This window comes from Mesorhizobium sp. P2_C4, assembly GCF_056404575.1.
In genome coordinates this window covers 556,047-580,089 of the sequence record NZ_JBFUDT010000001.1, presented here as the reverse complement: position 1 = coordinate 580,089, position 24,043 = coordinate 556,047, and the positions used below count along the sequence as shown (strand labels likewise).

19 protein-coding genes are annotated in these 24,043 nt (G+C 63.9%); 8 read left to right on the top strand and 11 right to left on the bottom strand.

All coding sequences use genetic code 11. The features are described 5' to 3' along the window. The first annotated feature begins 12 nt into the window (after positions 1 to 12). The 4 genes from AC1DX6_RS02905 to AC1DX6_RS02890 are packed head-to-tail and all read left to right on the top strand — an operon-like array spanning position 13 to position 3,865. On the top strand, positions 13 to 942 hold the full coding sequence (locus AC1DX6_RS02905) for a carbohydrate ABC transporter permease (protein ID WP_477311029.1): 930 nt from the start codon (positions 13 to 15) through the stop codon (positions 940 to 942). 10 nt (positions 943 to 952) lie between these two features. Then, the gene (locus tag AC1DX6_RS02900; protein WP_477311027.1) at positions 953 to 1,792 is read left to right on the top strand and encodes a carbohydrate ABC transporter permease; all 840 of its coding nucleotides are present in this window, start codon (positions 953 to 955) and stop codon (positions 1,790 to 1,792) included. Continuing rightward, positions 1,789 to 2,850 carry a Gfo/Idh/MocA family protein gene (locus tag AC1DX6_RS02895; protein WP_477311025.1) on the top strand — a complete coding sequence of 354 codons (1,062 nt, stop codon included), beginning with the start codon at positions 1,789 to 1,791 and terminating at the stop codon, positions 2,848 to 2,850. Before AC1DX6_RS02900 ends, AC1DX6_RS02895 begins: the two co-directional genes overlap by 4 nt. Positions 2,851 to 2,866: 16 nt before the next feature. Next, positions 2,867 to 3,865 (top strand): ABC transporter ATP-binding protein, encoded by a 999-nt coding sequence (locus AC1DX6_RS02890; protein WP_477311023.1) that lies wholly within the window; start codon positions 2,867 to 2,869, stop codon positions 3,863 to 3,865. A 64-nt stretch (positions 3,866 to 3,929) separates the two neighbouring features. On the opposite strand, the gene AC1DX6_RS02885 is transcribed toward AC1DX6_RS02890, so the two are convergent. The 5 genes from AC1DX6_RS02885 to AC1DX6_RS02865 all read right to left on the bottom strand — a co-directional run bounded on the left by AC1DX6_RS02885 (position 3,930) and on the right by AC1DX6_RS02865 (position 10,406). Then, complete coding sequence (locus AC1DX6_RS02885; protein ID WP_477311022.1) at positions 3,930 to 4,775, bottom strand: fumarylacetoacetate hydrolase family protein; 846 nt, start codon at positions 4,773 to 4,775, stop codon at positions 3,930 to 3,932. A gap of 215 nt (positions 4,776 to 4,990) precedes the next feature. After that, complete coding sequence (locus AC1DX6_RS02880; protein WP_477311020.1) at positions 4,991 to 5,722, bottom strand: SDR family oxidoreductase; 732 nt, start codon at positions 5,720 to 5,722, stop codon at positions 4,991 to 4,993. 178 nt (positions 5,723 to 5,900) lie between these two features. Then, complete coding sequence (locus AC1DX6_RS02875; protein ID WP_477311018.1) at positions 5,901 to 8,273, bottom strand: aldehyde dehydrogenase family protein; 2,373 nt, start codon at positions 8,271 to 8,273, stop codon at positions 5,901 to 5,903. Between the two features lie 101 nt (positions 8,274 to 8,374). Then, positions 8,375 to 9,424, bottom strand: coding sequence for a deoxyribose-phosphate aldolase (deoC, locus tag AC1DX6_RS02870; RefSeq protein WP_477311016.1), 1,050 nt, complete (start codon positions 9,422 to 9,424; stop codon positions 8,375 to 8,377). Between the two features lie 154 nt (positions 9,425 to 9,578). Next, entirely contained in the window at positions 9,579 to 10,406 is an 828-nt protein-coding gene (locus AC1DX6_RS02865) for a ferredoxin--NADP reductase (protein WP_477311014.1), read from the bottom strand. A gap of 220 nt (positions 10,407 to 10,626) precedes the next feature. On the opposite strand from AC1DX6_RS02865, the gene AC1DX6_RS02860 reads away from it, so the two are divergent. The 4 genes from AC1DX6_RS02860 (at position 10,627) to AC1DX6_RS02845 (ending at position 16,636) form a co-directional block, all read left to right on the top strand. Next, complete coding sequence (locus AC1DX6_RS02860) at positions 10,627 to 12,711, top strand: hydantoinase/oxoprolinase family protein (protein ID WP_477311012.1); 2,085 nt, start codon at positions 10,627 to 10,629, stop codon at positions 12,709 to 12,711. Position 12,712: 1 nt separating this feature from the next. Then, complete coding sequence (locus AC1DX6_RS02855) at positions 12,713 to 14,455, top strand: hydantoinase B/oxoprolinase family protein (protein WP_477311010.1); 1,743 nt, start codon at positions 12,713 to 12,715, stop codon at positions 14,453 to 14,455. Between the two features lie 119 nt (positions 14,456 to 14,574). Then, entirely contained in the window at positions 14,575 to 15,351 is a 777-nt protein-coding gene (locus tag AC1DX6_RS02850; RefSeq protein WP_477311008.1) for an ABC transporter substrate-binding protein, read from the top strand. Between the two features lie 169 nt (positions 15,352 to 15,520). Further along, complete coding sequence (locus AC1DX6_RS02845; protein ID WP_477311006.1) at positions 15,521 to 16,636, top strand: aminomethyl transferase family protein; 1,116 nt, start codon at positions 15,521 to 15,523, stop codon at positions 16,634 to 16,636. Positions 16,637 to 16,795: 159 nt separating this feature from the next. On the opposite strand, the gene AC1DX6_RS02840 is transcribed toward AC1DX6_RS02845, so the two are convergent. Genes AC1DX6_RS02840 through AC1DX6_RS02815 form a run of 6 tightly spaced genes read right to left on the bottom strand, consistent with a single transcriptional unit; the run spans position 16,796 to position 23,860 of the window. Continuing rightward, positions 16,796 to 17,257, bottom strand: a complete 462-nt coding sequence (locus AC1DX6_RS02840; RefSeq protein ID WP_477311004.1) for a MarR family winged helix-turn-helix transcriptional regulator — start codon at positions 17,255 to 17,257, stop codon at positions 16,796 to 16,798. Further along, positions 17,254 to 17,838, bottom strand: a complete 585-nt coding sequence (locus AC1DX6_RS02835) for an amino acid synthesis family protein (protein ID WP_477311002.1) — start codon at positions 17,836 to 17,838, stop codon at positions 17,254 to 17,256. The genes AC1DX6_RS02840 and AC1DX6_RS02835 overlap by 4 nt, the downstream gene beginning before the upstream one ends. Further along, complete coding sequence (locus AC1DX6_RS02830; RefSeq protein WP_477311000.1) at positions 17,831 to 18,715, bottom strand: UPF0280 family protein; 885 nt, start codon at positions 18,713 to 18,715, stop codon at positions 17,831 to 17,833. Before AC1DX6_RS02830 ends, AC1DX6_RS02835 begins: the two co-directional genes overlap by 8 nt. Beyond that, a complete protein-coding gene (locus AC1DX6_RS02825) occupies positions 18,715 to 20,256 on the bottom strand; it encodes a 6-hydroxynicotinate reductase (RefSeq protein ID WP_477310998.1) in 1,542 nt (513 codons plus the stop codon). The genes AC1DX6_RS02830 and AC1DX6_RS02825 overlap by 1 nt, the downstream gene beginning before the upstream one ends. Beyond that, the gene (locus tag AC1DX6_RS02820) at positions 20,253 to 23,000 is read right to left on the bottom strand and encodes a molybdopterin-dependent oxidoreductase (protein WP_477311886.1); all 2,748 of its coding nucleotides are present in this window, start codon (positions 22,998 to 23,000) and stop codon (positions 20,253 to 20,255) included. The genes AC1DX6_RS02825 and AC1DX6_RS02820 overlap by 4 nt, the downstream gene beginning before the upstream one ends. Beyond that, the gene (locus AC1DX6_RS02815; RefSeq protein ID WP_477310996.1) at positions 23,000 to 23,860 is read right to left on the bottom strand and encodes an FAD binding domain-containing protein; all 861 of its coding nucleotides are present in this window, start codon (positions 23,858 to 23,860) and stop codon (positions 23,000 to 23,002) included. The genes AC1DX6_RS02820 and AC1DX6_RS02815 overlap by 1 nt, the downstream gene beginning before the upstream one ends. Positions 23,861 to 24,043: the final 183 nt, after the last annotated feature.

The following is a 24,043-nucleotide window of genomic DNA, read 5'->3' as shown; positions in this document are numbered from 1 at the left end:
GGGACCGAACTCATGGCCGCAGACACACGACCGAAACGACCCTTTCGCTGGCATATCGGCGTCTTCCTGGCGCCGGCGCTGCTGGTCTATACGGCGATCATGATCCTGCCGCTGGCCGGCACGCTGCAGCTGTCGCTGTTCCGCAACATCGACCAGAACCAGGTCTTCGTCGGGCTGCAGAATTTCCGCACGCTGTTCGGCGATCCCAACTGGTCGGTGAATTTCTGGAACGCGCTCAGGAACAACACCTGGTTCTTCATCATCCACATGCTGGTGCAGAACCCGATCGGCGTGCTTCTGGCGGCTCTGCTGTCCAGCCCAAGGCTGAGATTCGCCGCCTTCTACCGCACGGCGATCTTCGTGCCGACGATCCTGTCCTTCGTCATTGTCGGCTTCGCCTGGAAGCTGATCCTGTCGCCGCTGTGGGGCGTGGCGCCGCATATGCTCGATCTCGTCGGCCTGAAAAGCCTGTTCACGCCGTGGCTCGGCAAGGAGCAGTACGCACTGACCACACTCAGCCTGATCTCGGTGTGGCAGTTCGTCGGCATCCCGATGATGCTGATTTATGCCGCGCTGCTGTCGATCCCCGAGGAGGTCATCGAAGCGGCCGAATGCGATGGCATCACCGGCATGTCGCAGTTCTGGAAGATCAAGCTGCCGTTGATCCTGCCGTCGATCGGCATCATCTCGATCCTGACCTTCGTCGGCAATTTCAACGCCTTCGACCTGATCTACACCGCGCAAGGCGCGCTGGCCGGGCCGAACTATTCGACCGATATTCTCGGCACCTTCCTCTACCGCGCATTCTTCGGCTTCCAGCTGCAGGTCGGCGACCCCAACATGGGCGCGGCGATCGCCACGATGATGTTCCTGATCATCCTTGGCGGTGTCTGCGTCTACCTGTTCCTCGTGCAGACGCGCCTGCGTCGCTACCAGTTCTGAGGGGCGTAAGATGAGCCTAGCAACCCGTTCCCTGCCCCGCACCATCGGCGCCCACGCGATCCTGTTGACCTACACGGTGATCGCGCTGTTTCCGGTGATCCTGGTCATCATGAATTCGTTCAAATCCCGCGCCGGCATCTTCAGCGAGCCGCTGACGCCGCCGACGCCAAAAACCTTCGACCTGATCGGCTACACCACTGTCATCGGCCAGGGCGACTTCATCCACTATTTCCAGAACAGCCTTGTCGTCACCGTGGCGTCGCTGTTCTTCGTGCTGCTGTTCGGCGCCATGGCCGCCTTTTCCCTGTCGGAATACCGCTTTCGCGGCAATTCGCTGATGGGGCTCTATCTGGCGCTCGGCATCATGATCCCGATCCGCCTCGGCACCGTCGCCATCCTGCAATTGATGGTGGCGAGCGGGCTGGTCAACACGCTGACGGCGCTGATCCTGGTCTACACCGCGCAGGGCCTGCCGCTTGCGGTCTTCATCCTGTCGGAATTCATGAAGCAGGTGTCCGACGATCTGAAGAATGCCGGCCGCATCGACGGGCTGTCCGAATACACCATCTTCTTCCGGCTGGTGCTGCCGCTGGTGCGGCCCTCGATGGCAACGGTCGCGGTCTTCACCATGATCCCGATCTGGAACGATCTGTGGTTCCCGCTGATCCTGGCGCCATCGGAAGAGACCAAGACGGTGACGCTCGGCGCGCAATTGTTCCTCGGCCAGTTCGTCACCAACTGGAACGCCATCCTGGCCGCGCTGTCGCTGGCGATCATGCCGGTGCTGGTCCTCTACGTCATCTTCTCGCGGCAGCTGATCCGCGGCATTACTTCCGGAGCCGTCAAGTGAGTTTCGAAAAGCCTCTACGCGTCGTCGTCGCCGGCCTCGGCAATATGGGCCGCAGCCATGCGCTGGCCTATCACACCAATCCGGGGTTCGAGATCGCGGCACTGATCAATCGTTCCGACGTACCGCTGCCGGACGGGCTGTCGGGCTATGGCATCAGGCGTTCCTTCGACGACGCATTGCGTGACGAAAAACCCGATGTCGCCTGCGTCGCTACCTATTCCGACAGCCATGCCGACTATGCGGTGAAGGCATTCGAGGCGGGGTGTCATGTCTTCGTCGAAAAGCCGCTGGCAACGACGGTGGCCGACGCCAAGCGCGTCGTCGCGGCGGCCAAGGCCAACGGCAAGAAACTGGTGATCGGCTACATCCTGCGCCATCACCCGTCCTGGGTCAGGCTGATCGCCGAGGCGCGCAAGCTTGGCGGCCCCTACGTGTTCCGCATGAACCTCAACCAGCAATCCTCGGGCCATACCTGGGACACGCACAAGCAGCTGATGCAGACGACGTCGCCGATCGTCGACTGCGGCGTGCACTATCTCGACGTGATGCTGCAGATCACCGATGCCAGGCCGGTCGAGGTGCGCGGCATGGGGCTGCGGCTGACCGACGAGATTGCGCCGTCGATGTACAATTACGGCCATCTGCAGGTGCTGTTCGATGACGGTTCGGTCGGCTGGTACGAGGCCGGTTGGGGGCCGATGATTTCGGAAACGGCCTTCTTCGTGAAGGACGTGATCTCGCCCAAGGGCTGCGTGTCGATCGTCATGAAGGAGGGCGTCAAGTCCGACGACATCGACACCCACACCAAGACCTCGACCATCCGCCTGCACAGTGCGGCGACCGGGCCTGACGGCAAGTTCGTCAGGCAAGACGAGATGCTGTCGATGCAGGGCGAACCCGGCCACCAAGATCTGTGCGACCTCGAACAGGCCTTTGTGCTGAAGGCAATCCGCGAGGATATCGACCTGACCCGCCACATGGACGATGCGGTGAAATCGCTCGCCGTCTGCCTTGCCGCCGACGAGAGCGTGCGCAGCGGCGCCGCCGTCAAACTCTAACGATAGGAACGACGCCGTGGGCTCGCTGATAATCGAGAATGTGAAGAAGGCTTTTGGGCCGGTCGAGGTGCTGAAGGGCATCAACCTCGAAGTGAATGACGGCGAATTCGTCGTCTTCGTCGGCCCTTCGGGTTGCGGAAAGTCGACGCTGCTTCGGGTCATCGCCGGGCTGGAGGACTCTACCTCAGGCCGCGTGGTGATCGACGGCGCGGATGTCTCGGCGACGCCGCCTGCGAAACGCGGTATCGCAATGGTGTTCCAGACCTACGCGCTCTACCCGCATCTGACGGTGAAGAACAATATGGGCCTTGGCCTGAAACAGGCCGGCACGCCCGCCCCGGAGATCGAGCGGCGCATCGGCATCGCCTCGTCGATGCTGTCGCTGGAGCCTTATCTGGAAAGGCGGCCGGCCGAATTGTCCGGCGGCCAGCGCCAGCGCGTCGCCATCGGCCGCGCCGTGGTGCGCGAGCCAAAACTGTTCCTGTTCGACGAACCGCTGTCGAACCTTGATGCCGCGCTGCGCGTCAACACGCGGCTGGAGATCGCGCAGCTGCATCGCCGGCTGAAGGCAACGATGATCTATGTCACCCACGACCAGGTCGAAGCGATGACCTTGGCCGACAAGATCGTGGTGCTGAATGCCGGCAGGATCGAGCAGATCGGCGGACCGATGGAGCTCTACAATTCGCCGGCGAATGAATTCGTCGCCGGCTTTATCGGTTCCCCGAAAATGAACTTCGTCGACGGCGCCCGTCTGGGCGAGACGGCCAAGACCATTGGCGTGCGGCCTGAACACCTGACCGTCGATACGAAATCCGGGGCGTGGAAGGGAACGGTGGTGCATGCCGAGCATCTCGGCGCCGACACCAACCTCTATCTCGACTGCGAAAAGGCCGGGCTGATCACCGTGCGCATCTTTGGCGTCTACAATGCCGAACCCGGCTCGACGCTGTACGCGACGCCGGATCCGGCGAAGACGTATCGGTTTGGAGCGGATGGGAAGGTGTTGAAGTAGGCTGGGCGCGGCTCCCTTCCTCTCCCTCCGGAGGGGGGAGAGGAAAGAACGGAGAAGCCGCGCCTTACACGTCCGCCTTAAACGTCTGCTTCTGCTGGCCCAGGCCCTCGATGCCCAGTTCCACCACGTCCCCAGCCTTCAAAAACACCGGCGGCTTCATGCCGAGGCCGACGCCGGGCGGGGTGCCGGTGGAGATAATGTCGCCGGGGTGCAGCGACATGAACTGGCTGAGGTAGGAGACGAGATAGGCGACGCCATAGACCATGGTCTTGGTCGAGCCGTTCTGCATCGTCTTGCCGTTGACCGTCAGCCACATTTTGAGGTTCTGCGGATCGGCAACCTCGTCCTTGGTGACCAGCCAGGGTCCGGTCGGGCCGAACGTGTCGCAGCTCTTGCCCTTGGTCCACTGGCCCTGACGCTCGGCCTGGAAGGCGCGCTCGGACACGTCATGGGCGACGGCATAGCCGGCGACATAATCCAGCGCGTCGGCCTCGCTGACATATTTTGCCGTCTTGCCTATGACCACGGCGAGTTCAACCTCCCAGTCGGTCTTCTCGGAGCCGCGCGGGATCAGCACGTCGTCGTCCGGGCCGACGATGGCCGAGCTTGCCTTCATGAAGATGATCGGCTCCGGCGGCACGGTGGCGCCGGTTTCGGCGGCGTGGTCGGAATAGTTGAGGCCGATACAGATGAACTTGCCGGTGCCGGCAACGCAGGCGCCGAGGCGCGGTTTGCCGGAAACGGCCGGCAGCGACTTCGGATCGAGCTTCGACAGCGCGGCGAGCGATGCCGGATCAAGCGCCTTGCCGCTGATGTCGGTGACATGAGCGGAAAGATCGCGGATGGTGCCATCGGCATCGAGCAGACCCGGGCGTTCGCTCCCGATCTCGCCATAGCGCAGCAGTTTCATCTAAATCATTCTCCTACTTGCGGCCTCATGGCCGTTTGCAAACTCTCCGCCGAAGCGATGGCTCCTGCGAGGAACCGGGCGGACCATACCCATCAACCCGATCCCGGCAAGCGTGGCCAGCCGGCGAACGAGATTTTCAGACTTCTCGATCCCTATTAACGTCGGAACGGGAACCGATCTTCCTGTTCGCCCACGATCTTTTCCGAAACCCGTGATCAGATCGACCAGCCGCCGTCGATATTATAAGCCTGTCCGGACGTATAGGTTGCACCGGCGAGGTAGACGGCGAGGTCGGCGATCTCCTCGGGCGTGCCGAGGCGGCCCATCGGCTGGCGAGCGATGAAGGCGGCGCGGGCGGCATCATAGTCGCCTTGCGCGTGCATGCGATCCTGCAGGGATGGGCTTTCGACGGTGCCGGGGCAGATGGCGTTGCAGCGAATGCCCTTGCCGACATAGTCGGCGGCAATCGCCTTGGTCAGGCCGATGACCGCCGCCTTGGTGACGCCATAGGCGAAACGGTTGGGCACGCCCTTGCCGGCGCCGGCGACCGACGACATGTTGATGATCGAGCCGTCACCACGCTCCAGCATGCCGGGCAGCACCGCCCGGATGGTGCGGATCATGGCGCGGACATTGAGGTTGAAGGCAAAATCGAGATCGGCGTCCTTCATTTCGAGGATCGAGCCGGAATGAACGAAGCCGGCGCAATTGAACAGCACATCGACCGGGCCGATCGCCGCAAATCCCGATGTCACCGCCTCGTCGTTCAGCACATCGAGCTTGCGTATCTTGATGCCTGAAGTCTTGCCGAGTTCGGCGAGCAGCGCTTCGTTGATGTCGGTGGCATGGACGACGGCACCCGCTTTGGCGAAAGCCAGCGCGCTCGCCCGGCCGATGCCTTGCGCCGCAGCCGTGACGACAACGGTTTTGCCGGTCAGATCCGCCATTCGTCTTCTCCTCGTCCATTTGCGATCAGCCGGGTTCTACCGGCGGATGGTCGCCACGCATTGTGCCAGGCGAGCACTATTGTGCCGCCTGCGTCCAGCCAAAATGTTTTTTCTCGTTAAAGAACATTGCTGGATGCGTCAAGCCCGAACGCCCGCTCCCGACATGGAGCGCAAACGCTCAGTCGCCGTACGGCACCCAGACGTTCTTGACCTCGACGGCATGGCGCAGGAAAGCATCGCCGGCGGCTTCACCCGAGGCCCAGTCGAGGCTGCGGCCATGACCGGTCCAGACGCGCTTGAGGTTGCCGATGGACTCGGCTTCTGCCTTGGCGCAGGTCTCGGCATCGGCGAAGACCCAGAGCCCGTCGACATCATCGTGCTTGGCCAGCACACCGGTGAGTTCGGCGGTGCGCCCGGTGACGATGTTGATGGCGCCGGCCGGAACGTCGGAATATTCGATGACCTGATAGAGATCGGTGGCGAGCAGCGGATGCTTTTCCGAAGGCACCGCAACCACGGCGTTGCCCATGGCAAGTGCTGGCGCCACCAGCGAAATCAGGCCGAGCAAGGGCGCATTGTCCGGCGCGACGATGCCGACGACGCCGACCGGCTCGTGCAGCGCCAGCGTGACGGCGCGGGCCGGCGGCTGGTGAACCCTGCCCTCGAATTTGTCGGCGAGGCCGGCATAGAGGAAGAGGCGCTCGATCGACTGTTCTACTTCTTCGCGCGCGGCCTTGGCGGTGGCGCCGGTGAGTTCTGTGAGGCGCGCGGCAAATTCGTCGGCACGGCCCGAGAGGTTCTCTGCAAGGTAGTAAAGAACCTGGCTGCGGTTGTAGGCGGTCGCCTCCGGCCAGGCCTTGCAGGCGCGGGCCGCCGAGACGGCGTCGCGGATATCCTTGCGGCTGCCGAGACCGACCTCGCCGGCGAGCTTGCCCTTGGCGGTGGAGACAGCAATCGAGTAATTGCCGTCGGGCCGGACCTGCTTGCCGCCGATGAACAGCTTTGCCGTACGGTCGATGGCGTCGCCTTCGGTCTGCTCGATCGCCTGGACTGATGCCGTTGCCGGCTTGATGACAGGACCGAGCGGCAGTTTTGCCGCGAGATATTCGAACATGCCTTCGCGCCCGCCTTCGCGGCCAAAGCCGCTCTCGCGGTAGCCGCCGAAGCCGCAGGCGGCGTCGAACATGTTGGTGCCGTTGACCCAGACGACGCCGGCCTTCAATTGCGGCGCGACGTGGAGGGCTAGATTGACGTTTTCGCTCCACACCGAAGCGGCCAGCCCGTAGCGGGTGTTGTTGGCGAGTTCGATCCCTTCCTCGGTGTTGCGGAAGGTCATCGTCGCCAGAACGGGCCCGAACACCTCTTCCTGCGCCAATATGTTAGCCGGCGCAACACCTGTGGCCAGCGTCGGCAGATGATAGTAGCCCGAGGACGGCAGTGCCACATCCGGCTGCCAGCAAACGGCGCCCTGCCTGGCGCCTTCGGCGACCAGACCCTTGACGCGGTCCAGCTGGGTCAAATCGACCAGCGGGCCGATATCGGTGTTCTTGTCGAGCGGGCTGCCTACGCGCAGCCGGCTCATCCGCGTCTTGACCTTGGCGATGAAGGCATCGGCGATGCCTTCCTGCACCAACAGGCGCGAGCCGGCGCAGCAGACCTGGCCCTGGTTGAACCAGATGCCGTCGACCAGCCCCTCGACGGCGCTGTCGAGATCGGCATCCTCGAAGACGATGAACGCCGACTTGCCGCCGAGTTCCAGCGACAGTTTCTTGCCCGAGCCGGCGGTGGCCTTGCGGATGATCTTGCCGACTTCGGACGAGCCGGTGAAGGCGATCTTCTGGACGCCGGGATGGTTGACGATGGCAACGCCTGCCTCAGGTCCGCCCTGAACGATGTTGACGACGCCCTTTGGCACGCCGGCGCGTTCGCAAATTTCGGCAAACAGGATGGCAGTGAGCGGCGTGAATTCGGCCGGCTTCAGCACCACGGTGCAGCCGGCGGCGAGCGCCGGCGCGATCTTCCAGGCCAGCATCAGCAGCGGGAAATTCCACGGGATTATCTGGCCGACGACCCCGACGCCCTTGTGACCCGGAAAATCCTTGTCCAGTGCCTGAGCCCAACCGGCATGATGGATGAAATGGCGGATGGCCAGCGGCACGTCGATGTCGCGGCTTTCGCGGATCGGCTTGCCGTTGTCGATTGTCTCGAGCACCGCGAACAGGCGCTGGTGGCGCTGCATGGCGCGGCCGATGGCATAAAGCACTTTGGCTCTGACATAGCCTGACGAAGCAGACCATTTCGGCAGTGCCTTGGTGGCGGCGGAAACCGCGGCATCGACATCGGCGGCGCTGGCGTCCGACACCTTTGCCAGCAATTTGCCCGAGGACGGCTCGCTGGTGTCGAAAGTCTTGCCACCCGTGGCTGCCTTCCAGCCGCCGCCGATGAACAGCGCCTTGCCGAAATCGCGCGCGGCCAGCCATGCATCGGCCTCGTTGCGGGCTTCCGGGGCCGGGCCGTATTCCATGGCGTGATAGCGTTCGAGAATGTTCATAGGGCTGCTCCCGTCGGAGGAGATTATTGTTTTAGGAAGCACTCCTTCGCGCCCCCCTCTGTCCTGCCGGACATCTCCCCCACTAGGGGGGAGATCGGCCTTCAAGCCATCGCGTGGCGGTGATTGGCCGAATAGTGGCCCGTCAGATGATGCTCGAGCTGGCGCTCGATGTCGGTCAGCAGACTCGAGGCGCCGAAGCGGAACAGGTCGGGCTCCAGCCATGGACGGCCGAGCTCTTCCTTCATCAGCACCAGCCAGTCGAGCGAAGCTTTTGCGGTGGAAATGCCGCCGGCCGGCTTGAAACCGATGAGATAGCCGGTCTCTTCGAAATAGGCCCTGATAGCGCGCACCATGGCGAGGCCGACGGGCAACGTGGCGTTGACGCTCTCCTTGCCGGTCGACGTCTTTATGAAATCCGCGCCCGCCATCATCGCCACCATCGAAGCAAGCATGACATTGCGCAGCGTGGCGAGATCGCCAGTGCCGAGGATGACCTTCAGATGCGCATCCCCGCAAGCGGCGCGCATCGAGACGATCTCATTGTAAAGCTCCCGCCACTTGGCGCCAAACACCAAGCCGCGCGGAATGACGACGTCGATCTCGTCGGCGCCGTCCTTCACCGAGGCCTCGATCTCCTGCAGGCGCGTCGACAGCGGGGCAAGGCCATGCGGAAAGGCGGTGGAAACGGCGGCAACGTGGATGCCGGTGCCGCGCACGGCGTCGACGGCGGTGGCGACGAAGGGATGATAGACGCAGACCGCCGCCGGGCGGATCTTTTCGCCTGCAATGCCGAGGCCTTCGACGATGTCGCGGCGGAACGGATTGACCGCCTTGGCGCAGAGCCGGCGCACGCGCTCCTCGGTGTCGTTGGAATTCAGCGTCGTCAGGTCCATGCAGGCGACGGCGCGCAGCAGCCAGGCCGCCTGGTTGTCGGCCTTGATCGAACGCCGTTTGGTCAGGCTGGCGATGCGGCGTTCGAGCGCCGAGCGGTTGACGCTGCGCATCGATTCCATGAAGCCGAGATCGAGCTTCATGCCGGGATTGCGGGCAATGCGATGGTCGTGCGGGAGGGCGGTGTTGGCCGCGGCGCGCGCCGGCAGCGGCGTCACCTTGGACGAGCCAAGGTCGGCTTCGCGGATTGTGCTGCTCATCTCCTGCCCTTTCATTCAACGACTTGCGCCGAAGATAGCTCGTGAATTGACGCTTCACGAGTCTTTCAAAGGGTCATAGCTGAAAAAGGCTGCGAAAACAGCTGATTTTTGACCGCGTGGTCAAAAGTGCTGGTTTTGAGATGTCTGGGTCTGCTCAGCCGACGAAGGCGCGCTCGACGACGAAGCTCGCAGGGTGATGCAGCGAGCCTTCCTGGAAGCCGAGGCTTTCGGCCAGTTCCTTGACGTCCTTGAGCATATGCATCGAGCCGCAGATCATGATGCGGTCGGTCTCCGGATCGAGCTTGTCGATGCCGAGATCGCTGTAGAATTTGCCGGAGCCGATCAGCGCCGTGATGCGGCCCATGCGCTCGGACTCTTCGCGCGTCGTCGAATTGTAAAGGGTGACGCGGCCGCCGGTCAGTTCGCCGATCAGCGGGTCGCTCTCGAGCGCCGCCACCAATTCCCTACCATAGGTCAGTTCGGCGATATCGCGGCAGGTGTGGGTCAGGATCAGCTGGTCGAACTTTTCATAGGTATCGGGATCGCGCAGCAGGCTGGCGAAGGGTGCGATGCCGGTGCCGGTCGAGATCATGAACAGGCGCTTCGCCGGGGTCAGCGCGTCGACCACCAGCGTGCCGGTCGACTTCTGGCGCAGGATGACGGTGTCGCCGACCTGGATCTTCTGCAGCTCCGAAGTCAGCGGGCCGTCCGGCACCTTGATCGAGAAGAATTCCAGCTCTTCGTCCCAGGCCGGGCTGGCGATGGAATAGGCGCGGAACACCGGCTTCTCGGCATTGGGCAGGCCGATCATGACGAACTCGCCGGAGCGGAAGCGCAGCGACTGCGGGCGGGTGATGCGGAACGAAAACAGCCGGTCGGTATAGTGCTTCACCGAGACGACGGTCTCGGCATAGACGTTGGCCGGAATCGGGAACTGCAGCGGACGGGCGCCGGCGGTGTTGAGAGCGGATGTGGTGTTCATCAAATCCAACTTTCTGGCCCAACTGCTGACGCGGGCGCTAAACTTTCACCTGCGCGCCCGAACCGATCAGGTTCCGGCGTGCCGTTTGCACACTGTGAAGCGGTAAGCTCTTGTGTCCGGAATTTATTAGTATACAAACGATATTTGCGTCAAGATGCCAGCGTGAAACAGCTTTCCAAACTGAGACGTATCCGTAGTCCTGATATTTCGGGTTTCGACAATGAAAGAGAATTTTTCGGCGCAGACGCATGATTCCCTTGGCAAAGTCGTCGCCGGCATCGATGTCGGCGGGACCTTTACCGACCTGCTTCTGATCGATGGAAGCGACGGCGGACGGGTGCATATCGCAAAAACCCCGACCACGGTCGACAACCAGGCCTTCGGTGTGGTTTCGGCACTCGGCGCCACCGGATTTCCGATCAACGGCATCGACCTAATCGTGCACGGCACGACGACAACCACCAACGCAGTTCTCGAACGGCGCCTGGCAAAAACCGGCATGATCACCACGCGCGGCTTTCGCGACGTGATCGAGCTTGGCCGCCGCACGCGGCCGCAGGCTTACGGCATGACCGGCACTTTCGTGCCGATCATTCCGCGCAATCTGCGGCTCGAAGTGTCCGAGCGCGTCGAGGCTTCTGGGGCGGTGCGCCTACCGCTCGACGAGGCCGAGATGCGAGCGGCGCTTTTGCAGTTGATCGCCGATGGCTGCGAATCCCTCGTCATCCATTTCCTGCACTCCTACGCCAATCCTAGGCATGAGCGGCGCGCGGCGGAAATCGCCGCCGAACTCTGGCCGAACGGCTACATCACCACGGGCCATGCGCTGCTTTCGGAAGCGCGCGAATTCGAGCGCGGCGTTACTGCTTCGGTCAACGCTTCGGTGCAGCCGATCCTCGAACGCTATGTCGAGCGGCTGCGCAAGGAACTGGGCGCCAAAGGCTACGCCCGCGACTTCCTGATCATGAACGGCAATGGCGGCATGATCTCGGCCCGCTTTGTCACCCGTGAGTCGGCAAAGACGGTGATGTCGGGGCCGGCCTCCGGCGTCATCGCCGCCGCCTATACGGGCAAGCGCGCCGGCTTCGAAAACCTGGTGACCTACGACATGGGCGGTACCTCGACCGACGTGGCGCTGATCCGCAATGCCGAGCCTGCCGTGTCGAACGAGATCGAGATCGAATATGCGATGCCGATCCATGTGCCGATGGTGGCGGTGCACACGGTCGGCGCCGGCGGCGGCTCGATCGCCCGCGTCGATGCAGCCGGGCTGATCCAGATCGGCCCGGAAAGCGCCGGCGCCAATCCCGGTCCGATCTGCTACGGCCGCGGCGGCCTGGAGCCGACCATCACCGACGCCAATCTGGTGCTGGGACGACTGGCGCCGAAGAAATTGCTGGCGGTCGAAAATCCGGTCACAGTCGAACGCGTCACCGGAATATTCGAAGACAAAATTGGCAAGGCGACCGGCCTGTCCGGCGTCGAGGCGGCGGGTGCGGTGCTGCGGCTGGGCAACATGAAAATGGCGGGCGCCATTCGCATGGTGTCGGTGTCGCGCGGCCACGATCCACGCGATTTCGCGCTGTTTGCCTTTGGCGGCGCCGGACCGCTGCACGCGACCGCGCTGGCGCGTGAGCTCGGCCTGCCGAAAGTGCTGGTGCCGGCGCGTCCGGGCATTACCAACGCACTCGGTTGCGTCGTCGCCGATCTGCGCCATGATTTCGTCAATACGGTCAACCAGCCGGTCAATGGGCTCGACGAAGCTGCGCTTCGCGAGGTATTGGAACGGCACCTAAACGAAGGTGAGGAGCTGATCGGCAAGGAAGCGGTGAAGCCGGAGACGATCCGCGTCACGCATTCCGCCGACATGCAGTTCATCGGCCAGACGCACATCATCAACGTGCCGCTGCCGTCGTCTTCGGTGACGCGCGCAACGCTGCAGCAGCTTTTCGAAAAGGCCTATTTCGCCCGCTTCAAGGTCGAGCTGCCGGAGATCCGCGCCAATCTGGTCAATCTCAACACTTCGGTAACCGGCGTCCGGCCGGCGATCGATCTGTCGCGACTGATCGACCCGGCAGGGCGCGCCAAAACGCCAGACGAGGCGCGGCGCGAGATACGGCCGGTCTGGTACGCAGGGACCTGGCACGACACGCCGGTGTATGCGCGCGAAAAACTACCGCTCGACGCGGTCATCGAAGGGCCGGCGATCCTCGAACAGATGGACGCGACCACCGTTCTCGAACCCGGCGACCACGCACGCTCGGACGCCGACGGCAACATCATCATCGACATCGGCGAGGCCTGAGATGCAAAAGCTCGACGCCATCACGCTTTCCGTCCTCCAGGCGGCCCTGCAGCAGGTCTGCGACGAGATGGACCTGACCTTTTCGCGCGCCGCCTTCTCGCCTGTTATCGCCGAGGCCAATGACCGCTCCGACGGCATCTACTCCGCCGTCGATGGTTCGCTGATCGCACAGGGATCACAAGGCCTGCCGGTGTTTGTCGGCGTCATGCAATATTCGACCAAGACGGTGATCGAGATGATCGCCGACGGGCGATGCCTGCCACCGGAGCCTGGCGACATCTACATCGTCAACGACCCCTATCTCGGCGGCACGCATCTGATGGATGTGCGCTTCGCCATGCCGGTCTATCGAGACGGCAAGATATTTTGCTGGCTATCGAACACCGGCCATTGGCCCGATATTGGCGGCTCGGTGCCTGGCGGCTTCTCGGCTTCCGCGACTGCGGTCGAGCAGGAAGGCCTGCGGCTGCCGCCGGTCAAACTGTTCAAGAAAGGCGTTCTCGATCCAGAGATTTACGCCATCATCTGCTCCAACATCCGCGTCGCCGACCAGCGCATCGGCGACATTCGCGCGCAGGCGGCGGCGCTGCTGATCGGCCAGGACAGGCTGAATGGTATCCTGGACCGTTACGGTGACGAAACGGTTGTCGAGGCGATTGCCGAACTGCGCCGCCGTGCGGCCGAACAGATGCGCGCCAACATCGCGGCCATTCCCGATGGCACCTACAGCTCGAAGGCGTTCGTCGATTCCGACGGGGTGGTCAACGAGCCGCTGACCATCGCGCTGGCCATCGAAAAACAGGGCGATACGCTGAGCTTCGATTTCACCGGCTCGTCAAAGCCCTGCGCCGGGCCAATGAACAGCGTGCTGGCGACGACCTTGTCCTCGGTCTATCTCGCCATGCGCCATATTTTCCCCGACGTGCCGATCAGCGCCGGCGCTTTCGAGCCGCTGAACATCAAACGACCGGAAGGCACTTTCCTCGACGCGAAGTATCCGCGCCCGGTGTCGGGCTGTGCGGCCGAAGTGTCGCAGCGCATCGCCGAGGCGGTGTTCGCCGCGATGGTGCAGGCGCTGCCCGAGAAGGTTACGGCGGCCCCGGCCGGCTCCAGCGGCAATTTCGCGCTCGGCGGCAACGATCCGGCGCGTGGCCGCGACTACGTCATGTACCAGATCTCCGGCGGCGGCTATGGCGGCAATGCCGGCCATGACGGCCTGACCAATGGCTGCTCGACCATCGGCATTTCCAAGTCGCCGCCGGTCGAGATCATGGAACAGGCCTTTCCCGTGCTCTACCGCCACTATGCCTTGCGCGAGGGCTCGGGCGGCGCCGGCAAGCATCGCGGCGGCTTTGGGCTCGCCTATGAGGTGGAGATCCTGCGCGGCGATGCCCGTGCCTCCTTCGTCATGGACCATGGCCGTTTCGGCCCGCAAGGCGCGCTCGGCGGCAAGGACGGCGCGGTCAACACAGTGACGGTGTTCCGTGGCGGCGAGGAACATGTGCCGCCGCATCTGTCCAAGGAACAGGACATCGCGCTGAAGGCCGGCGACCGCGTTCGCGTCGGCACGCCAGGCGGCGGCGGTTATGGCGATCCGTTCGAGCGCGACGCCGATCTGGTGCTACGGGATGTGGGTTTGGGCTACTACACCTCCGCAGAGGCCGCCGAAAAATTTGGCGTTACGCTTTCGGCTGATACGCTTGCAGTCGACCGGGCGGCAACAACAAGAACGCGCACCGGCTGACCGCCCGCCGCGAGATGCCGATCGTTCGGTGCGCCGTGATCGGCGCATGACATGTCGCTTCCGTCTCCGACGAGGGCATAAAAGACCGTAGACTTCCCGGGTCAACGGAGATCAGGATCATGCGTCTTTTCGGTCGTTTCGTGCTTGCCGCTTCTGCTGCCTTGGTGCTCGCCACGGGTGCTGCCTCTGCCGAGGGCAAGAAACTCAAGCTCGGCACCGAGGGCGCCTATCCGCCCTTCAATTACGCCAATGCCGACGGCACGCTGGGCGGCTTCGACATCGATCTCGGCAAGGCATTGTGCGCCGAGATGAAGACCGAATGCGAATTTGTCGTGCAGGATTTCGACGGCTCGATCCCGGCGCTGCAGGCCGGCAAGTTCGACGCGATCATCAACATCACCATCACGCCGGAACGCGCCGAGAAGGTGGATTTCACCCACAAATACTATCAGACGCCGCCGGCCATTGCCGTGCCGAAAGATTCGGCGCTCGCCGGCACCTCGCCAGAGGATTTGAAAGGCAAGGCGCTGGGCGTGCAGAGCGCGACCATCCACCAGAATTTTGCCGAGCAGAAATACAGCGGCTCGACGATCAAGGCGTACCCGACCGGCGACGACGCCCGCGCCGATATGGTCAACGGCCGCCTCGATGCGGTGATGGACGGCTCGATCATCCTGACCGAATGGCTGAAGAAGCCCGAAGGCGCCTGCTGCAAATTGCTCGGCACCTTGACCCCCGACCCGGCCATCCATGGCCCCGGCGTCGGCATCGCGCTGCAGAAGGGCAACAAGGAGTTGACGGATAAGCTCAATGCCGCGATCGACGCGCTGCGCGCCAACGGCAAATACAAGGAAATCAACGATAAATACTTTTCGTTCGACGTCTACGGCAGCTGAGACCGCTTGGAAACTCAACTCTGGCGGCCATCTGAAGGCGTTTTCTGCGCTTCCGGTGCTCACGGACCCAAATGTCCGCTGCGCTCCGGTTCTCGAAACCACCATCATATGACTCGCCAGAGCGAGTTTCGAAACGGTCTCCAGGCAGCAATCAATAATGGAGACTTTCTTGGTTGAGCGGCGCTCCCCTTTCTACAACAGCATCGTCGGCCTGGGCGCGACGATGGGCCGGGTCGGCGGCGAGTTCGTGTCGGCCAAATACTATTCCGGCATTGCCGATGAGCATCTGAACACCCGCGCGAATGTCGGCGTCCAGGACCTCAGCACCATGGGCAAGATGGACATCAAAGGCCCCGACGCCGAGGCGCTGGTCAATCATGTCATCGTCAACGATGCTGCCGCCATGAAACCGGGACAGGTGCGCTACTCCACCGTGTGCCGCGACGATGGCGGCATCATGGATGACCTCACCGTGTTCCGCCTGGCGCCCGAGCATTTCATGCTGGTGACCGGCTCGGTCAACCGGCTCAAAATGCTGCCATGGCTGCTGCATCATGCGCAGGGGCGAAAAGCCTATGTCACAGATATCACTGCGGCCATCGCCTTCCCGACCATACAAGGGCCGCGCTCGCGGGCGCTGCTGAAGGCGCTGGTGCAGGACGCCGACCTGGATGGGCTGAAACGCTGGGCGTTCGCGTCAGGGCGCATCGGTGAGACGAAAGTGCTGATTTCGCGCACCGGCGTGACCGGCGAGCTCGGCTTCGAGCTGTTCGTGCCGGCCGACGAAGCCACTGCTGTCTGGGAGGCACTGATGCGGACCGGCCGGGATTTCGGCCTGAAACCCTATGGCGTGCTGGCGATGTTCACGCTTGGGTTGGAAAAAGCCTATCCGGCGCATGGCATCGACATGGATGAGAGCCGCACGCCGTTTCATGTCGGCCTTGACCGCTGGATCAAGTTCGACAAGGGCGATTTCATTGGCCGCGAGGCGCTGCTCAGGGTGCGCGACAAAGGCCTCGACGAGCGCTGGACCGGGCTGATCCTGGATGGAGATACGCCGGCGGCCACAAACGCGCGGGTTCTGGCCGATGGCGTGGACGCTGGCGTCGTCACCTACAGCGATCACGGCTATTCGCTGGGCAAGGTGCTGGCGACTGCGCATCTGCGGCTGCCGTTCGCCGCGATCGGCACCGAACTCAGCATCGACATTGACGGCGTACCGACGCGCGCGGTGGTGGCGCCGATACCGTTCTTCGATCCCGAAGGGGCGCGGCTTCGCGCCTGAAGGCAATTTGGACCCCAGGGTGTGTTGAGATTCAGGTCAGGCCGAGTCGAAAATGGCTGATACCGAGAACCGGAGCGGAGCGTACTTTTGGGTACGTGAGCAACGGAAGCGCAGGTATCAGCCATTTGCAGGCCGGCATCACCTGAATATCAACACACCCTAGGCCAGTTTGGCCAAGAGCTTCATAAAGGTGGTGGCCTCCTTGGCCGAGAGCGGCGCCAGCGTTTCCTGGGTGATGGCTCGAGCCAGCGGGATCAGCCGCTCGATGGCGTCGCGGCCCGCGGCGGTCAGATTGACCAGCAGGCGCCGCTTGTCGACCTCGTGCTTGGTAAGGTCGACCAGGCCCCGCGCCTTGAGCCTATCGATGACCCCCTTCACCGTCGCCGCATCCATGGCGATCAGCGTGCCGAGCTGGTTCTGCGAGGTCTCGCCAACGTCGTGCAGTTTGGCCAAAGCGGCGAATTGCGGCGGCGTCAGATCGGCGATACGCGCGGCAAAGATCGAGACATGGCGCTGGTGCGCCTTGCGCAGGATGAAGCCGACCTGCTCCTGCAGATGATAGTCGTTTTCCTCAGGCGTTTCGGCCTCGACCAGCTTGAGCAATTTGTCCTCGCCGCTCACCGCAACCCATCCCAGACCTTGATGTCCTTCGCGGCAAGCCCGCCCATGCGGTCGTGCACGCGCGGGCCGCAGGTCATGGCGAGACAGAACAGGATCTCGTCGGCCCGGGGGCCGTCGCTGATGCCGACTTCCATGGCATCGAAATGGCTGCGCACATAGGCGGCGTTGATGTGGCCGAGCGGCACGTCGAGCCGCGACCCGAAGGCACCGACCTTCTTCGCCGACGGGACGATCGCCTTGGCGTCGCCGAGCCGCTCGCGCATGGCGTAGCCGCCCGGCACATGCCACAGCGCGCCATGCTCCAGTTCGCCCGACGTGCCGACGATTGCACCCTTGCCATAGCCGTCGATCTGTTTCACGTCGCCACCGAGCGCCGCGATCAGCCGATCGGCGAGCAGCAGTCCGAGCGGCTTCAGATCGTCCATGGCGCTCTGCAAATCTTCGACATAGCGGCCGGCGAACGGGTTTTTGACCAGCGCCATGGCTGCGGCGCGGCGGCGCGGCACCTTCGCCGACGGTCCGCCGTCGTGAAAGATCTCTTCGGTCAGCACCGCGATCTTGCGGATCGGAAACTCAGGCATGGGCAACTTCCCTCCCAAAGATTTTGTTGGGCGCGGCAAGCGCCATGGAACCACTGATGCGGGCCTCACCGCCAAGAAACAGCGCCGACGCGGCAATCAGGCCGCGCCGGCGAAAATCTTCGGCGACAGCAAGGCCATTGTCCAGCGCCCGCGCCACCTCGCCAAATGCAAGCGTGCCGACGGCTTGTGTCACCAAGCGCGAGCCGAGATCGCTGTCGGGCGAAAGTTCGTGTGCGGGAACGCGCTTGATGGCGGGATTGCCGGGCAGGTCGACGGCGTTGGCAATGAGCGTCGCCGCCGCATCGGCTTCGGCTCCGGTCTTGGCGAGCACGGTGACGGCATCGGCAATGCCGAGCGAGAAGGAGCGCCCACGCCAACCGCTGGTGGCGACGCCGCAGACGCCGTCTTCGGCGCGGATGGTGATGCGGTCGGCCATACCGTTGCCGGTGCCAGCGATCGCCAGGTTCATCGACTGGCCGTTGCCGATATGAAGAGCGCTGTCGCCGCCGTTGTTGACATAGGCGCGATCGAGCTTGCGACCGGCAAGCAGCGCCACCAGCATTTCGTCGGCTACCGATCCGGCCACAGCGGCCATCGGCGTGATGAAGCATTCCGCCAGGGGCGCGACCGCCGCTTCCATGCGGCGCGGCGTCGGACCGTCAAAAGTGCGCGGCGCCAGGAAAAACGCCGGGAGCCGCAATTCGGGAAGCTCCTTGACGACCTCCATCAGGATGGTCTGGAAACGCGCGACGGCCTGGGCGTAGGCGGCACGGCATTCATCCGCCTCGCCAAAGACTTCGACGATCAGGTCGATCGGCCCGTGGTTGAGATGCAGCCGCTTGCCGTCCTGCAGCCAGTTTGCTTGCGGGCCCTGCATCAGCCGGCCCCGTTCGAACCGGTACGATGCAGCTGCGCCAGCGGCGGCCAGGGGTTCTGCGCTGCAGCGCCTGCGCCGCGGCGCGGATTGAGGTATTCGCCACCCTTGGCGACGATGTCGTCGACGCTGCGGATCTCGGCTTCGTAGCCGCCCAGCCTGACATAGTCGTCGCGGCGCAGCGTGAACTCGATCGGCGCCACCAGCGCCGGGGTCGGCACATAGCCGAAGGCGCCTTCCGGCACCCTTGTGACATCGACCATCAGCGTGATGCCGCCGCCCGGCCAGACATAGACCGGCGCGCCGCCGACGGTGACATAGGTGGTCAAACCTTGCACCGAGCGGGTCAGGTTGACCGGATTTTCGGTGACGCCGGCGCGCAGCGAACCGCCCGCGCCGCCGATGAACAGCACGGTGCACAGCGCCGGTTCGCAATTGTCCTCGATCAGCCCGACCGACTTCTGCAGTCGCTCCGGAAACGGCTTTTCGACCGGCTTCAACTCGTCATCGAGCTCGTAATAGGCGAACTGCTCGCCGGTGGTCGAAACCATCAGCAGCGACAGGCCGGGACGCGCCCCTTTCTTGGCATTCCACTCGCCAAGGATCGACAGCGGGTCGGAAATCGAGGTGCCGCCCCAGCCGAGGCCGGGTTCGGAGACCTTGAAATAACGGCCGGGCGTCGACCGGCGGCCGATGATCTTGATGCCGGTATCCTGCCAGCCCAGCACCTTGCCGGCCTGGTGCTCGGAAACGACGCCTGTGATGTGATCGTCGACCACCACCACTTCGTCGACCAGGCCGCGCCATTGGGTGGCGAACATGCCGATGGTTGCCGAGCCGCAGCCGACCCGCATGCGATGTTCAACCTTGCCGTCGATGACAGGTGGTTTGCCGGCTTCGACGATGATCGTCGCACCGCCGTCGATGGTCAGTTCCACCGGCTTGCGATTGCACAGGTTGAGCATCGCGTCGCAAGTGGCGCGCCCCTCCGCCTTGGAACCGCCAGTCAGATGATGCACGCCGCCCAGAGACAGCATCTGCGAACCGTATTCGCCTGTGGTCACATGGCCGATCGCTTCGCCCTGGGCACGGACGATGGCGGTCTCGGGACCAAGGTGGCGGTCGGTGTCAATCTTCACCTTGACGCCGCAATAGGAGAAGATGCCCTCGGTAACCACGGTCACCAGATCGACGCCCTCGACTTCCTGGCTGACGATGAACGGCGCAGGCTTGTAATCGGGATAGGTGGTGCCGGCGCCTATTGCCGTGACGAAGCGGCGGCCGGTGTTGACCAGTTCGCCGTGCCATGCCTCGTTTTCGGCGACGAAAGGCATCACCGCGCCGCCGGCCTCGGCGGCATGGTCGAGAATGGTCAGCGGATCCATGCGCACGATGCGGCCGTCGACATTGCCGTAGCGGTCGCAGGCGCCGGTGCGGCCGTCGGCGATGTAGCACATCACCGGACAGGCATCGCAGCGTATCTTTTCCGCCACCTGTTTTTCGCCGGGATCGTGGGTTTCGAAACGTTCGGCAAGCTCGCTCATTGGCGTGCCTCCTTCTCGCGGATAGCGGCGCGAATGCGGGTCGGCGTCGCCGGGACCTTGGTGACCAGCACGCCGGTGGCATGGCGGATGGCGTTGAGGATGGCCGGCGCCGTCGGGATCAGCACATGCTCGCCCAGCCCCTTGGCGCCAAACGGGCCCTCGGGATCGGGAACCTCGATCAGGATGGTCTCGATCGGCGGCACGTCGCCGATCGTCGGGATCAGATAGTCGTGCAGGTTCTCGGTGCGGCCGGGGATGTATTCCTCCATCAGCGCCATGCCGATGCCTTGAGCGATGCCGCCCTCGATCTGGCCTTCGGCCAGCAGCGGATTGATCGCCCTGCCGACATCGTGCGCGGCGGTGATCTTGATCAGCTTGACCGTGCCGAGCTTGAGGTCGACCTCGAGTTCGGCGATCTGCGCGCCGTAGCCATAGAGGGCATAGGGTTTGCCCTGGCCCTTGGCATCGAGCGGCAACGTCGGCGGATCATAGGTTTCTTCGGCACGGAAGACGAAGCCGCCGGCGTCGACATCAAGGGCGGCGAGGTCGATGCGGCGGGTGGCCTCGCCCTCGCGAATGACGATTGCCGATCCGTCGAGATTGAGGGACGCCTTTTCCGACACGTTGGCAAAGCGCAGGATGGTTTCACGCAAGGCGCGGCCGGCCTTTTCGGCGGCCTTGCCGGTGACAAAGGTCTGGCGCGAGGCCGATGTTTTGCCGGCGTCGGGGCTGATCGCGGTGTCGGCGCTCTTCAGCCGGAATGTGTCCAGCGGCAGGCCGAGCGCGTCGGCGCAGATCTGAGTTATGACGGTGTTGGAGCCCTGGCCGATATCGACGGCGCCCTGATGCAGGATGACCTCGCCCGCGGGCGAAATACCGACCCTGATCGTCGAGGGATTGGGCAGCGAGGTGTTGCCGCAGCCATACCAGCAGGACGCAACGCCGACACCGCGCTTTTCCGTCTCATTGGCAGCATTGAAGGCAGCGGCATCGGCCAGCGCGCGCACCCAATGGGGCTGCAAAGCCTCGAGGCACTCGGCGATGCCGACGCCCGACTCCAGTTTCTGGCCAGTAACCGTTTCGGATCCGTTACGAAGGCAGTTGTTCAGCCGAAACTCCAGCCGATCCAGCCCAAGCTTTTCGGCCAGCTCGTCATAGAGGGTTTCCTGCATGATCGTCGCCTGCGGCACGCCGAAGCCACGAAAGGCGCCAGAGATCGGACCATGCGTGTGGATGGCGCGGCCCTCGGCGCGGTAGTTCGGCGTCGCATAGGGACCGGAGGCGTGCACCGGAACGCGGTTGGCGACGGTCGGCCCCCAGCTGGCATAGGCGCCGGTGTTGAAATCGCCTGTAAAGACCATGCCGGTGACGAGGCCATCGGCATCGACGCCGATGCTCGCCTTCATCTGAGCGGGATGACGCTTGGTGGTCGAGATCATCGATTCATTGCGGGTGTAGGTGAGTGCCGCCGGCCGCCCGGTCTTCATCGCCACCAGGCCGATCAGCGGCTGCAGCGAGACATCGAGCTTGGAACCAAAACCGCCGCCGGTGGCGGTCGGCACAATGCGCACCTTGTCGACGGAGAGACCAAGCACCTTTGCCGTGTCGCCGCGGTCCATATAGGGCGCCTGCGTGCAGGCGACGACGACCAGCGTGTCGCCGTCCATATAGGCGTAGCCGGCTTCAGGCTCGATATAGGCGTGCTCGACATAGGAGGTGTCGATGGCGCCGGAAACGGTGAAAGCAGCACTGGTGAGCGCCGCGTCGGGATCACCACGCTCGACAAAGCCGGAGGTGAGCAGGTTTGCCGGTCGGTGGTCGTGGATCAGTTGCGCGCCACCCGCTTGTGCTTCGCCAGGCTGCAGAAAATGCGGCAGCTCGCTCCAGCGAACCGGGAAATCCGTGAGGTCGAGATCGAGCATGGCCTCGCGCTCGCCGGCAACCAGCGCCACCGCCTCGCCGCGAAACCGCGCAAACCCTTCGGCGAGTGCCGGCTGGTCGGCGAACGGGCCGATGACGCCAAAACAGTTCTTTCCCGGAATGTCGGCGGCGGTGAAGACACCGACGATGCCGGGACGATTTCTTGCCCAGGCGTCGAGGTCGCCGAAGGTGAAACCGGCATGATAGTGCGGCGAGCGGACCACCAACACGGCGAGTGCATCAGCCGGGAACGAATCGCCGCCGAATTTCTCGCCGCCGGTGACTTTTGGCTGGCCATCGAGGCGGATCGGCGACGCGCCGACGGCATGGCCGGATTGCGGCATGCGGTGGTCGAGGCCATTGACGTGGCGCGACGCGTCCATGACCGCGGCAATGATCTTGCGGTAGCCGGTGCAGCGGCAGAGGACGCCGCCCAGCGCATCCTGGGTCTCTGCTTCGGTCGGGCTGGGTTTCTCGTCCAGAAGGGCCGTCGCGGCGACCAGCAGGCCGGGCGTGCAGATGCCGCATTGCGCCGCGCCATGTTCGAGGAACGAGGCCTGCAGCGCCGACAGCCTGCCATTGGCGAGGCCCTCGATGGTCGTCACCGTCGCGCCGGCCACCGAGGCCGCCGGCACCAGGCAGGCGCAGACCGGATTGCCGTCGACCAGCACGGTGCACGCGCCGCAATCGCCGGCGTCGCAGCCGACCTTGGTGCCGGTCAGGCGCAATTCATCGCGCAGCACCGAGGAGAGACGGCGGACCGGCGGCACGCAGACGGAAACGGCGGCGCCGTTGACCTCGAAGGCGATGTCGGCGCTTTCCATCATGCCGCCACCTTGTCGCTTGGTGCATGGCCGGCAGCGGCGAGCACGGCGCGGGCGACGATCTCGCGCGCTGCATCCAGCCGGTATTCGGCACTGCCGCGCACATCGCCGATCGGCGTCAGCTCATCCATCGGCGCGGACAGGACCGCATCGGCGAGCTTATGACTGGCAGGTTTGCCGCGCAGGGCGGATTCGACACCGGCGAGACGCTTGGCGACCGCCGAGCAGGAGCCGACGGCGACGGCTGCTTCGCTGACAATGCCGTCTTTCACAACCAGCCGCGCTGCCACCATGGCGATGGAGATGACGAGATAGCGCCGGGCGCCGAGTTTGACGAAGGCCGACGTGCCCAAGCCTGCGTGTTTCGGCACGCGGATGGCGGTGACCATTTCGCCCGGCTGCAATTCCGTGCGGCGGTTGCCGAGGATGAATTTTGCCAGCGGCAGGGTGCGGGTTGCCGCTGCGGAGCGCAATTCGATCTCAGCATCGAGCACAAGCAAGGGCGGCACGCCGTCAGCAGCCGGCGAGGCGTTGCACAGATTGCCGGCCATGGAGGCGGCATTCTGGATCTGCACCGAACCCACTTCCCGCGCGGCCTGCTTCAGCGCGTCGAAAGCCGGCGGCAAGGGGTGGCGGACGAGATCGGTCCAGGTCGTGCGCGCGCCGATCGTCCAATGGGTCTCGGTTTCAGCGATGCCGCGCAACGCCGCGAGGCCATTGATGTCGAGCACATTGTCGCGAAACGGCTTAGCGCCTTGCGCCGGATAAAAATCGGTACCGCCGGCAAGGATGCGCCAAGGCGCTTCGCCAAGCAAAGCGAGCGCCTCGTCGACCGTGGTGGGTTTCGCGTAACGGATCACGCTTTGCCTTCCCAAAGGGGGATCTTGCGGAAGAACCCGCCGACGTAAGAGCCGGGCAAATTCATTCGTATGCAAATGATATCAAGCCGGCAGGATTTGTCAAAGCCAGAGTTTGCGCCGCTGTGTGCATCAATCCCGCGCACAAGCATTTGTTATGCCGTTGGCGGTTGACGCCGCCGCCCA